Here is a 12,593-nt window from a genome sequence, read left to right as displayed (position 1 = left end):
AGAGAAAATAAACGGGCTGTGACTTTATTAACTTATGAATTAAGTGATTAAATAACCTATTTTGTGAATCTATAGATAGATTTTTGATTATTTCACTATAAAACAGGTAAATTGCGGGGCACAGATCGCAATTTTGGACTATCCACATTTTCATCCCATTAAATTAACTCTATATTTTACTCCTTGTAAAAAACCATTAACAAAAAACAACTCAAATATTTATTTTTGCTTCCGAGCTATGGAGTTAACATGGATGCTTCCGAATCTTTGACACCAGCAGTTTCGCCAACCCCACCGAACAAGCGTGGTTGGATAATCTTAGCTGTTGATATTGTACTGCTTATTTTACTGTTGAAATTTTTGCCTTTTGATGACAAAGCAAATGCAGGGCTGGCTTTAATGGTCTTTGTTGGTGTTCTTTGGCTGACTGAGGCGATCCACGTAACGATTACTGCACTTTGTATTCCTTTACTCGCTGTGGGTCTTGGATTGATGGGAACGGGTGATGCATTAAAAGCATTTGCTAACCCAATTATCTTTTTATTTTTCGGTGGCTTTGCGTTAGCAACAGCTTTGCATATTCAAGGTCTGGATAGACTGATTGCTAATCGCTTGTTAATGGCTGCACGTGGGCGCCTTTCTGTTGCTGTATTATTACTGTTTGGGGTAACTGCAGGGTTATCCATGTGGATCAGTAACACAGCAACGGCTGCTATGATGTTACCGTTAGTATTAGGGATTCTATCTAACTTAGATGTTCGTCATGAACGAAATACTTTTGTATTCGTCTTATTAGGTGTGGCATACAGTGCGAGCATTGGCGGATTGGGTACTATTGTGGGTAGCCCACCAAATGCGATAGCGGCATCTGCTCTTGGTTTAGACTTTTTATCTTGGATGAAATACGGTATTCCTATCATGGTGGTATTGCTGCCAATGATGTTTGTACTGATGTATATGATGTTGCGTCCAAATTTAAAGCATCGTTTTGACATTGAGCTAGAAGAAGTTAAATGGAATGGTAAACGTATTACTGCCATGGTTATCTTCTTATTAGCTGTTATTTGCTGGATCACGAGTACATTTATCAGTAGTGCGCTAGGGGGAGTGAAAGACTTAGATACCATTATTGCTCTTAGCGCCGCCGTGTTGATTGCTATCACAGGTGTTGCTAGTTGGTCTCAAATTCAGAAAAACACTGAGTGGGGCGTCTTAATGCTGTTCGGTGGCGGTTTAACCTTGAGTGCAATTTTAAGCACGTCAGGGGCAAGTAAAATCATGGCTGACTGGATGCAAATGACATTTGGTCAAAGCCATTGGTTTGTGATTATTCTTGCAGTGACAACCTTTATTATTATTCTGACCGAGTTCACAAGTAATACGGCAAGTGCGGCGCTGTTAGTTCCAATCTTCGCTACCGTGGCTGAAGCATTAGGTATGCCAGTTATGGCATTAACCATGATTATTGGTATCGGTGCCTCTTGTGCCTTCATGCTGCCAGTTGCAACACCGCCAAACGCTATTGTATTTGGCTCTGGTTATATTCGACAAATTGAGATGGTACGAGTTGGTGCAGTACTGAACGTTGCTTGTATCATTGTCATTTCTCTGTTTGCTTGGTTCTTCTGGATTTAATTGAATCGATAGATTCTAAAAGTATGATAACGGCCCCAAAGAATGGGGCCGTTTTTTTATGCGCTGAGTATGGTGCTGTCTGCTGACATTAAAACATAATGTTTGGGAATGATAAGGATTAAGGTATTAAGAAAGGTCAATTCCAGTGGCCAGTAAAAACATAAAAATAATGTAAGCATTGAAGAAAACATAAGGCGATATTAATAGTAAGGATAAGGCAAAAAATCCGATTTTTAACCAACGATAATTTGAAACGGAAGATAACCACAGTGCCAATAACATCATTAAGACAATAGCGCTAAATCCGAGCCTCCCTATCAACCAAGAAACCACCGTAATTAATGCCAATAATGATGCTCCTTTTTATCCGTACTAACGTTGTTTTATGATAGTGACCTGTAGATGACTTTCTTCACCATTCATGCAAAAAAAAGGTCACTTCATTTGAAGTGACCTTTAATTGAGTACTAAGTAAATTTAGTGAGCTGCGGGTGGCTGACTATGTTCTGCGTTATCAATTTTCTTATCAAAGCGGCGACGGATCACCACAAAGAATACCGGAACGAAGAAGATAGCCAGGGATGTTGCTGCGAACATACCACCAAGTACACCAGTACCTACTGAGTTCTGCGCTGCAGAACCGGCACCATTACTGAATACCAGAGGGATAACACCCAGCATGAAGGCTAATGATGTCATCAGGATTGGTCTGAGACGCATTTTTACTGCATCCAGAGTAGCTTCAATCAATCCTTTTCCTTCTTTTTCCATCAAGTCTTTGGCGAATTCAACAATCAATATTGCGTTCTTCGCCGACAAACCAATGGTTGTTAATAGACCCACCTTGAAGTAAACGTCGTTATCTAAGCCTCGAACAGAGGTAAAGAGTAACGCACCGATGACACCAAGAGGAACCACTAACATAACTGAGAATGGTACCGACCAGCTTTCATATAGAGCTGCCAGACACAGGAATACAACAATCAGTGAGATAGCATACAGAGCAGGGGCCTGGTTTCCAGACAGACGCTCTTGGTATGACATTCCTGTCCACTCATAACCAATACCTTCCGGCAGGTTTTCTGTGGTCAGTTTTTCCATCATCAGCATCGCTGCACCGGTACTTTGACCTTCAGTAGCTTGACCTTGAATGTTCATTGCTGGAACACCGTTATAACGTTCTAAACGTGGTGAACCGAATTTCCATGGATCTTTGGACTCGTCTAAGAATGCAGAGAACGGGACCATTTTACCTTGGTTATTACGAACATACAGGCTGCTAATATCTGACGGTAACATACGGCTTTCCGCGTCACCTTGTACGTAAACTTTCTTCACACGACCACGGTCGATAAAGTCGTTTACATAGGTTCCACCAAACACCGAGCTCAGGGTTGCGTTGATATCACTAATTGCGACACCTTGAGCCTGTGCTTTTTGCTGATCAATATAGATACGATATTGTGAAGTATCATCTTGACCGTTAGGGCGTACACCTTGCAGGATTTCAGGGTGTTTAGCTGCCAGTCCAAGTAACTGATTACGTGCTTCCATCAGTTTTTCATGACCTAAGCCGCCTTTATCAACCAATTCGAAGTCGAATCCGTTTGATGTACCTAATTCCACAATGGCTGGTAAGTTGAAGGCATAAATGAAAGCACCTTGCTTTTTCGATAATGCAGCGTTTGCGCGAGCAACGATAGCATCAACATGGTTTTCATCACCTTTACGCTCATCCCAGTTTTTCAGAACGACGAACGCTAGACCCATGTTTTGGCCTGCACCAGCAAAGCTAAAGCCACCAACTGTAAACACTGACTCAACGTTTTTACCTTCATCTTTTCTGAAGTAATCACTCACTTCATCCAAGATGACTTGGGTTTGTTCTTGTGTTGATCCTGGTGGCAACTGAACCATTGACAGGAATACACCTTGGTCTTCCGCAGGTAAGAATGAGGATGGTAGCTTCACGAACATAAACGCCATGCCGGCAACCAGCAGGAGGTAAATGACCAAGTAGCGACCTGTCCCATTCAACATACGGCTTACGCTGTCTGTATAATGGTGAGCTTGTTTCTCAAATGTACGGTTAAACCATCCAAAGAACCCTTTTGTCGAGCCATGACTGCCTTTTTCAATTGGCTTCAGGATCGTCGCACAGAGTGCAGGGGTCAGGATCATCGCCACCAATACCGATAACAGCATTGATGAAACAATCGTGATTGAGAACTGACGGTAAATCGCCCCTGTTGAACCACCGAAGAAGGCCATAGGGATAAATACCGCGGACAATACCATCGCAATACCAACCAGAGCACCTTGGATTTGTTCCATAGATTTCTTAGTTGCTTCTTTTGGTGGTAAGCCTTCTTCTTGCATCACACGTTCAACGTTTTCGACAACAACGATGGCGTCATCCACCAGTAGACCGATGGCGAGAACCATGGCGAACATGGTCAAGGTGTTAATCGAATAACCAAACGCTGACAAGATAGCAAATGTCCCTAATAGGACAACTGGAACGGCAATGGTTGGGATCAGTGTGGCACGAATGTTCTGTAAGAACAGATACATAACCACAACAACCAACATGATTGCTTCAACCAGCGTTTTAACTACCTCGTTAATCGAAATTTTAACGAATGGTGTCGTATCGTATGGATAAACGACTTCTAACCCATCAGGGAAGAAGGGTTCCATATCAGCTAATGCAGCACGAACGTTATTTGCTGTATCCAGTGCGTTAGCACCTGTTGCGAGTTTAATACCGATACCCGCCGCTGGCATACCATTAAAACGTGCAATTGTACTGTAGTTTTCAGCACCTAACTGAACGGTAGCGACATCTTTTAGGCGAACTTGAGAACCATCTTGGTTCACTCGCAGTAAGATATTGGAAAACTCTTCTACATTACTTAAACGGGTTTGAGCAATGATTGACACGTTCAAACGCTGACCGCCAACCGGAGGAGTTCCCCCTAATTGACCGGCAGCAACTTGGTTGTTTTGTACACGAATAGCATTAATGACATCCGAAGTTGCCATATTGTACTTAACCAGTTGCTCTGGTTTTAACCAAATACGCATTGCATATTGGGTACCAAACAGCTGAGTCTCACCGACACCATTTACACGGCTAAGAGGATCCTTAATATTCGAACCTACATAGTCGGCAATGTCGTATTGACCCATTGAACCGTCTTTGGATATGAAGCCTGCAACCATTAGGAATGAGCTACTTGACTTATCGACACTGATACCTTGTTGCTGTACTTCTTGAGGTAAAAGTGGCATAGCCAATTGCAGCTTATTCTGTACCTGTACTTGGGCGATATCGCCATCAGTACCCGCTTCAAAGGTTAGCGTAATGCTTGCTGAACCTGATGAATCACTGGTTGATGACATATACACCAAATTATCGATACCGTTCATATTCTGTTCGATAACTTGGGTCACCGTATTTTGTACCGTCGATGCATCCGCACCTGGATAGTTAGCTGAAATAGAAACAGCCGGCGGTGCAATCGTCGGGTACTGAGCTACAGGTAACTTGATAATTGCCAGCAGACCTGCAAGCATGGTGATAATCGCAATTACCCATGCAAAAATTGGTCTATCTATAAAAAACCTAGGCATTAATCAATAGCTCCCTTATTTAGACTGTTGTTCAGGTTTAGCCTGAGTGTCTACAATGGATTGGGTTTCTAAGTTTGCTTGCTTCGGAACAACAACCATTCCTGGTTTGATTTTCTGTAAGCCAAGTACAATGACGCGATCGCCATCTTTTAAGCCTTCAGTCACTAACCATTTATTGCCAATTGCTTGTCCAGCTTTAACTTTTCGAACTTCAACTTTGTTTTCTGCACCCACAACCATAACTTGTGCATCACCTTGAGGTGTACGCGCTAAGCCTTGTTGAGGAACCAGAATTGCATCTTGTTTAACACCATCTTCTAAGATAGCGCGCACAAACATACCCGGCATCAATTCTTTGTTAGGGTTAGGGAACACTGCACGCATAGTGATAGAACCAGTGGTTTCATCAACAGTGACGTCAGAGAATTCTAATTGACCCGACTGAGCGTACTCTTGACCATTGTTAATCACTAAGCTAACAGGAGCTTTGCCAGGCTCTTTTTGCAGAGCACCATTTTCAATTTCAGCTTTTAAACGTAAGAAATCTTCACTCGACTGAGTGACATCTACGTAGATAGGATCTAACTGCTGAACTCGCATCAGTTCAGTGGCTTGACCTGCAGAAACTAGCGCACCCTCAGTCACATTTGACTTACTTGTGCGACCACTAATTGGTGAAGTCACTTTAGTGTAGTCAAGGTTGATACGAGCGCTTTCAACGGCTGCTTCTGCCGCTTTTACTGCTGCAAGTGATTGTGCGTAGGTTGAATTCGCTTGGTCGTATTCTTGTTGGCTAATGTAGTTAGTACCAAGTAGTGGTTTATAACGTTTAACCGTTAATGCGGCGAGATTAGCATTTGCTTGCGCTTTTGCTAATTCTGCTTTAGCACTGTTATAGGTAGCTTGGAATGGAGCCGGGTCGATTTGGTATAAGGATACACCAGCCTCAACATCAGTACCTTCTTTATAGTTACGTTTAAGGATGATACCACTTACTTGTGGGCGAACTTCCGCAATACGGAATGCAGATGTACGACCTGGTAGTTCGGTCTTTATAGTCAGAGGTTCAGCTTTAAGCGTAACAATTCCTACATCAGGCGCCGGGCGTTCACCGCCACCTTTCTGTTCTTCGTTACAACCAGATAACGCTAAGCCGCCTGACAGAACCAACAGAGCCAGAGGTAACACCCCTCTGTTTATTCGCATAAGTTAACCTCAATTAATCGATATGAGTTCAAAACAAAAATAGGAAAAATAGCAAAAAATATGAATTATCACTATGCTATAGTACAAACATACACTAATGTATGTAAATCAGCTTTCGATAAAAACGGGTCACAATGGCACGAAAAACTAAACAACAGGCTGAAGAAACCCGTCAGGAAATATTAGATGCCGCTATCAAAACGTTTTCTGAGAGAGGTGTTTCAGCCACATCATTAGCCGATATAGCAAAAGCCGCGGGAGTGACCCGAGGGGCTATATACTGGCATTTTAAAAATAAAGTGGATCTCTTCCATCAAGCCTGTGAGTTTAGCGACAATCAAATTACTCAGGCTGAAGATTATTATCGTTCGAAATATACCAATGATCCACTTTTAATACTAAGAGAATTGTTAATTTATATTCTCACTGATTTCATTAGTATCCCCAAAAACCGCGCATTGATGGAAATCTTTTTCTTAAAATGTGAATTAGTAGGGGAAATGGCATCTGTCGTAGATTTTAAACGTGAAAACTATATGGCAAGCCAGCAGCGTATTGTCAAAAATCTTCACGATTGTGTGGCCGCAGGGCAACTCCCTGAGAACTTAGATGTAGAATGCAGTGCGATAATGATCCGTGCATTGATGTCTGGTTTACTCGAAAACTGGTTATTACAGCCAGAGAGTTTTATGATAGGGACACATACAACGACGTTAGTTGATACTCTATTAGAAACACTCAAAAATAGTACGTCATTAAGAGTGTTATCAACGCATAACGATTAATCGGAGAAAGCCATGTCATCCATCCTGATCATTGCGAACGGTGCCCCTTATGGGAATGAAATGTTATTTAACTCCCTACGCCTAGCCATCACGTTAAAAGAGCAACATCCCCAAACCTCATTAAAAATCTTCTTAATGTCCGATTCAGTCACTGCGGGATTAACAGCTCAAAAACCAAAAGAAGGTTATAACCTTCAGCAGATGCTTGAGATTTTAACTGCTCAAAATGTCCCCGTTAAATTGTGCAAAACTTGCACCGATGCTCGCGGTATCAGTGAATTACCATTAATTGATGGTGTTGAGATTGGTACTCTTGTCGACTTAGCAGCTTGGACGTTAGAAGCAGATAAAGTATTAACATTCTAAGTCGAAGATTAAGCTGCGGTTCTTTTTGAATTGCAGCTTAGAGTTGTATAAATGTAGGATTTTAAATATATCTCATGAGCTTACTGATGCAATTTAGAAAAATGTGGTCATATTCTGTCAGACTATTTCTGGTGTTTGTTATTACCCTTTTTTCTTTCCATGTCATTGCCGCACCAACAAATAACCTCCCAACTAAAAATGAGCTCAAAACTGAACTCAATTCATTAAATAAAAAAAGTAGTGCGGGGCAGGAAGATAAATTAGCGATTGCAGATCTAGAGAAATCATTAAATTTTTATGATGAGCTAGATAAAATTGAGCAGCGTTCAGATGAACTGCAAAAAAAACTTAGCCATGCTGATGAAGAATCAAGAAAGGCAATTCAAGGCTTATCGCAGATAAAAAATCAAAGTGAAAATCCTGACATTAACTTTGACCATCAAATTGAAAATAGCAGTTTGCAGCAATTAGAAGCTATGCTGGCAACTTACCTTGAAAATCTACAATCCGAACAAAATGATTTAGCGACCTATAATAGCCAACTGATTGGCTTACAGACTCAGCCCGAACGCGCTCAGGCGATGATGCTAGATAACGCTAATCGGTTACAAGAGATCCGTAATGAGCTCAATACAACCATAACGGGCGCGAGCAAATTACGACCCTCTCAAGTGAATATGCTGCAAATAGAGCAATATTTATTGCAGCAACAAAATGAATATCAAAAACGAGTATTACAGGCGAATACCCAGTTACAAGATGTACTGCAAAAACAGCGAGACTATACCGCTGCTTATATTGAGCAATTAGATAATCATATTCAGCGTATTCAGGGGGCTATTAGTAAGGAGCGCCTAAAAGATTCACAATCCACTGTCCGAGAAGCTCAAAATTCCTCGACTAATGATGTTGCTGTACAGCAGAATCCTATTCTTCAAAAAGAGATTGAAATTAACAATCAGCTCAGTAATCGCCTGATTGAAGTAACACAAGATGGCAATCGGATGGTGCAAAATGGTATCCGTGTAAAAACCTGGTTAGAGCGGGCCACCCAGTCTGAGCGCAACTTAAAAGAGCAAATTAATGTATTACGAGGTAGCTTATTGTTATCTCGAATTTTATTTCAACAACAAATCGATTTACCTCCCGATATCTTAACGAAAAACTTACCGGTCATTATTGCTGACTTGCGTTTGGAACAATTTGATATCAATCAGCAGCGTGATGCGTTATATCAAACCAACGATTACATTAATAATCTAGAGCATCAGCACGCAGTAAAAGTTGGAGAGCAAGACAGTGCTGTTTTATTCACCCCCGATGATAAGAGCGCATTAGTCAAAATTTTGGATGTGCGTCGTGAGCTGCTGGATGAGCTCAATTTGCAGCTTGGTGGACAAATATCCCAAGCAATTAATCTACAGCTCGATCAAAATCAGTTACTGAGTGTAGTGGGGTCTTTAGAGCATACGTTGGCACAGCAAATATTTTGGGTAAACAGTAACAAACCCATGGATATTGAGTGGCTAAAAGCGTTCCCCGAAGCCGCTGCCAATCAACTGACACATGTGGATTTTGATTTTTCACTCTCTAGTCTGAAAAAAGGCTTTATAAATTCGTTACCTGTTACTATCCCACTGTTACTTGCTGCACTGATTTTCATCTGGTTTAACCGAAAAATCAGTTTACGTTTACAAGCGATCAATCAAAGTTTATCAAGTTTAAGGCACGACAGTGTTTTAAATACGCCATTAGCGCTGCTCTTGACGTTATTGCAAACTATACCAATCTCTTTAGTCGTGATAGCTATTGGTTACTGGTTTTTAAAAACTGGTAACTTACAAGGGGAGTTTGTTTGGGCTTATTGCTTACAACTCGCTATTTTCTGGGCGCTATTTGAGCTAACGTTCCGGGTTCTGAAGCCCGATGGAATTGCAGAAAAACACTTCAATATTGAACATACTTATGCGCAAAAAATGCGTCGTAGAATGATTCGATTATCAATCCCATTGCTGCCATTAATCTTCTTCTCGACTTATGGGATGAGTAATCCAATGAAAGTGTCAGAGGATGTTATTGGTCAATTGGTGGTGTCGATTAGTTTATTGTTATTGTGCATTTTCACGATCCCATTTTGTAAGCAAGTCTGGCAAGAAAGTGGTAGTCATTTAACACGCTCTATTTTGATTACATTACTGACATTCTCACCACTGATTCTCATTGGATTAATGATTGCAGGGTATTATTACACCACGTTACGATTAGCTAACCGATGGTTAGATAGCCTGTATTTATTAGTGCTATGGTATATCACGTATAACGCATGCTTGCGTGGATTGAGCCTTGGGGCAAGGAAATTGGCGTATAAGCGAGCGCTTGAACGTCGAGCTATGTTGAAGCAAGAAGAGACGGAAAATGAACCAATCAAAGAGCCGCCAATGACGATTGAGCTGATTAGTCAGCAGTCATTGCGCTTAACGACGATGGTGCTATTTATTATTTTCGCCCTTGGTTTCTACGCGATTTGGTCAGATTTTATCACCATCTTTTCATTTTTAGACAGTGTAGAACTGTGGAGCTACGGAACAACCTCTGCGGAAGGCACCAATGTTGTCCGGTTTGTGACTTTAGCCAACCTTATCTTAGCAGTGGTGATTATTGTAGTGGCTTGGATCATGACGCGAAACTTACCCGGGTTATTGGAAGTTTTAGTGCTATCACGCTTGAAACTGCGCCAAGGGTCGACCTATGCCATCACCACGATACTGACTTATATTATTGTGAGTATTGGCGCGATATCCTCTCTTGGAATGATTGGCGTGACATGGAATCAATTGCAATGGTTAGCCGCAGCCCTAACCGTTGGTCTGGGTTTTGGTTTACAAGAAATTTTCGCTAACTTCGTTTCGGGGATCATTTTACTGTTTGAAAGACCGATTCGAATCGGTGATACGGTCACAATTGGAACGTATTCAGGAACGATTAGTAAAATCCGCATTCGTGCAACTACCATTGTGGACTTCGATCGCAAAGAGGTGATCATCCCGAACAAGGCATTTGTGACTGAAAGGTTGATCAACTGGTCGCTATCTGACACCGTGACTCGTATTACGGTATCTATCGGGGTGGCATACGGATCCGATCTGGATAAGGTCAAGCGGGTGTTGCTGCAAGCAGCGACATCAAACAGTAAAGTGATGACAGAACCTGCGCCCGGTGTGTATTTCTTAAGTTTTGGTGCGAGTACGTTAGATCACGAGCTGCGTTTCTATGTTCGTCAAATTGGTGACCGTGCAGTGACCAGTGATGAAGTGAATCGTGAGATTGATAGGCTTTGCCGCGAAAACGATATCAATATTGCATTTAATCAGCTTGAAGTTCATCTGCACAATAGTCAAGGGGATGAAGTGCAGGAAGTTAAACGCATAGCAAAAGATGACCAAGATAAAACTGAGGGTTAAAAGACATCAATCTTCACTGTGGCAGGCTGCTTCGGCAGCTTGCTTATTTAAATAATCGTGCTTAACGATATCTAAGGCTTTTAATACCACATCCGTTTCGACGTCTGATGACTCCAGCAGATAAATAAGGTCGACAGCGAGTTGGATCTCTATCGGGGCATTTTCCAGTGTTCCCATGGGGGCTCCTATCTTTATTCTAAAAATTGATTTTCTTGATGTTCAATGGCTTTTTCAATGCGCAAAAGTGCTTGTCGGCAACGATATAAACGACCCGCTAAAACCGCTAATTCCTTTTGACACTGATGCTGTAAATGGTGGTCAGTTAAACCACTTAAATAGAGTTCTTTTTCACTTACCATTGATTGTAAGCGTCGCTCGTAATCTTGATGTTGTGATAAACGTTCATATAAATCAACCTGTTCCTTTTTTGCACGGAATGAAGATTCTTTTTCACGTAAGGATTGGGTAGATAGCTCCCGAGAGATTGCTTGCATCTGATGAACAATTTTTTCAGTTAGAAAGTTAACTTGCTGAGTGTGTTTGAGAGTGACACTATGGCACAGTTGCTGATAAAGGTTATTAAGCTCTTTTTGGCAATCACCGAGTCGAGTCGACTTATGGCTGAATAGTTGCATATCAAACCGAGAGTGTGAAAACTCCTGATCCTTTATCGGAGTCACTCGCGCCTCTAATTCATCGATCTGCTTTTTTAAAGCCTCTAAGAGAGCCTGTGTTTTCATTTTTTATTCTCAATAAATGTGAAAAGTGGCGGAATATTGATATCCAGCAATAAAACTTAGCGCAAAGAGGCGGCTTCTTATTGCATTTTTATGGTAGTTTGCATAGATTCTACCCTTTCGTATTTACTTACTACATTATTGGTTTTTATTATGACCGCTAAAGAGCAACAACTGCAATTGATTAAAGAGAGTATCGCATCTATCCCTGACTATCCGAAGGAAGGTGTTTTATTTCGCGATATTACCACACTGCTAAATGAACCTGCCGCTTATCAAGCGACGATTGATATGCTGGTTGAACATTACAAAGACAAAGGTGTGACGAAAATTGTCGGTACTGAAGCCCGCGGTTTCCTATTTGGCGCTCCCGTTGCTTTACGCCTTGGTATTGGCTTTGTTCCAGTGCGTAAAAAAGGTAAATTACCGCGTGAAGTGTTAAGTATGACCTACGATTTGGAATACGGCACTGACACACTGGAAATTCACAAAGACAGTATTGCACCAAAAGACAATGTACTTGTGGTTGATGATTTACTGGCGACAGGTGGCACTGTTGAAGCAACGGTGAAAATGATCAAACAGTTAGGCGCCAAAGTTGTTGATGCTGCATTTGTTATCGGCCTACCTGATTTAGGTGGCGTTGAGCGTTTAGAAAAACAAGGCGTCACTTCCTACTGTTTAGTTGAGTTTCCCGGCCACTAATCTGATTTGCACTCACACTCTCTTTACTATTTTTACTACAGTCTCGCCGTAAAGGTTGAGGC

Annotated in this window: 10 protein-coding genes; 5 read left to right on the top strand and 5 right to left on the bottom strand. The window is 41.5% G+C overall.

The window, feature by feature from the left end; genetic code table 11:
* Window positions 1-249 precede the first annotated feature (249 nt).
* Window positions 250-1,635, top strand: coding sequence for an SLC13 family permease (locus EL244_RS13190; protein WP_006815142.1), 1,386 nt, complete (start codon window positions 250-252; stop codon window positions 1,633-1,635).
* A gap of 126 nt (window positions 1,636-1,761) precedes the next feature.
* Here EL244_RS13190 and EL244_RS13185 read toward each other — a convergent pair whose 3' ends face one another.
* The 3 genes from EL244_RS13185 to EL244_RS13175 all read right to left on the bottom strand — a co-directional run bounded on the left by EL244_RS13185 (window position 1,762) and on the right by EL244_RS13175 (window position 6,477).
* Window positions 1,762-1,983, bottom strand: coding sequence for a hypothetical protein (locus tag EL244_RS13185; RefSeq protein WP_126461454.1), 222 nt, complete (start codon window positions 1,981-1,983; stop codon window positions 1,762-1,764).
* A 129-nt stretch (window positions 1,984-2,112) separates the two neighbouring features.
* A complete protein-coding gene (locus EL244_RS13180; RefSeq protein WP_006815140.1) occupies window positions 2,113-5,271 on the bottom strand; it encodes an efflux RND transporter permease subunit in 3,159 nt (1,052 codons plus the stop codon).
* A 15-nt stretch (window positions 5,272-5,286) separates the two neighbouring features.
* A complete protein-coding gene (locus EL244_RS13175; RefSeq protein ID WP_006815139.1) occupies window positions 5,287-6,477 on the bottom strand; it encodes an efflux RND transporter periplasmic adaptor subunit in 1,191 nt (396 codons plus the stop codon).
* 134 nt (window positions 6,478-6,611) lie between these two features.
* Here EL244_RS13175 and acrR point away from each other — a divergent pair, with 134 nt between their 5' ends.
* From acrR to mscK, 3 genes are all read left to right on the top strand, one after another.
* On the top strand, window positions 6,612-7,262 hold the full coding sequence (acrR, locus tag EL244_RS13170) for a multidrug efflux transporter transcriptional repressor AcrR (protein WP_126461451.1): 651 nt from the start codon (window positions 6,612-6,614) through the stop codon (window positions 7,260-7,262).
* A gap of 12 nt (window positions 7,263-7,274) precedes the next feature.
* Entirely contained in the window at window positions 7,275-7,628 is a 354-nt protein-coding gene (locus tag EL244_RS13165) for a DsrE/DsrF/TusD sulfur relay family protein (RefSeq protein WP_126461448.1), read from the top strand.
* A gap of 74 nt (window positions 7,629-7,702) precedes the next feature.
* Window positions 7,703-11,089, top strand: coding sequence for a mechanosensitive channel MscK (gene mscK / locus EL244_RS13160; protein WP_126461444.1), 3,387 nt, complete (start codon window positions 7,703-7,705; stop codon window positions 11,087-11,089).
* Window positions 11,090-11,095: 6 nt separating this feature from the next.
* Here the strand turns inward: mscK and EL244_RS13155 are convergent, their stop codons facing one another.
* Both EL244_RS13155 and priC read right to left on the bottom strand, forming a co-directional pair.
* Complete coding sequence (locus tag EL244_RS13155; protein WP_006815135.1) at window positions 11,096-11,266, bottom strand: DUF2496 domain-containing protein; 171 nt, start codon at window positions 11,264-11,266, stop codon at window positions 11,096-11,098.
* 14 nt (window positions 11,267-11,280) lie between these two features.
* Window positions 11,281-11,829 carry a primosomal replication protein PriC gene (gene priC / locus EL244_RS13150; RefSeq protein WP_006815134.1) on the bottom strand — a complete coding sequence of 183 codons (549 nt, stop codon included), beginning with the start codon at window positions 11,827-11,829 and terminating at the stop codon, window positions 11,281-11,283.
* Between the two features lie 150 nt (window positions 11,830-11,979).
* Here priC and apt point away from each other — a divergent pair, with 150 nt between their 5' ends.
* Window positions 11,980-12,531: an adenine phosphoribosyltransferase gene (gene apt / locus EL244_RS13145; RefSeq protein WP_006815133.1), complete on the top strand. Its 552-nt coding sequence runs from the start codon at window positions 11,980-11,982 to the stop codon at window positions 12,529-12,531.
* The last annotated feature ends 62 nt before the right edge of the window (window positions 12,532-12,593 follow it).

The organism is Providencia rustigianii (genome assembly GCF_900637755.1).
Lineage (GTDB): Bacteria > Pseudomonadota > Gammaproteobacteria > Enterobacterales > Enterobacteriaceae > Providencia > Providencia rustigianii.
This window is presented reverse-complemented; position numbering and strand designations above follow the sequence as displayed.

Excerpts from the sequence above, each read along its gene's own strand:
- EL244_RS13155 (WP_006815135.1), bottom strand. The coding sequence starts at position 11,266 with ATGGGAACACTGGAAAATGCCCCGATAGAGATCCAACTCGCTGTCGAC.
- EL244_RS13175 (WP_006815139.1), bottom strand. The coding sequence starts at position 6,477 with ATGCGAATAAACAGAGGGGTGTTACCTCTGGCTCTGTTGGTTCTGTCA.
- EL244_RS13165 (WP_126461448.1), top strand. The coding sequence starts at position 7,275 with ATGTCATCCATCCTGATCATTGCGAACGGTGCCCCTTATGGGAATGAA.
- mscK (WP_126461444.1), top strand. The coding sequence starts at position 7,703 with ATGAGCTTACTGATGCAATTTAGAAAAATGTGGTCATATTCTGTCAGA.
- EL244_RS13190 (WP_006815142.1), top strand. The coding sequence starts at position 250 with ATGGATGCTTCCGAATCTTTGACACCAGCAGTTTCGCCAACCCCACCG.
- acrR (WP_126461451.1), top strand. The coding sequence starts at position 6,612 with ATGGCACGAAAAACTAAACAACAGGCTGAAGAAACCCGTCAGGAAATA.
- priC (WP_006815134.1), bottom strand. The coding sequence starts at position 11,829 with ATGAAAACACAGGCTCTCTTAGAGGCTTTAAAAAAGCAGATCGATGAA.
- EL244_RS13180 (WP_006815140.1), bottom strand. The coding sequence starts at position 5,271 with ATGCCTAGGTTTTTTATAGATAGACCAATTTTTGCATGGGTAATTGCG.
- apt (WP_006815133.1), top strand. The coding sequence starts at position 11,980 with ATGACCGCTAAAGAGCAACAACTGCAATTGATTAAAGAGAGTATCGCA.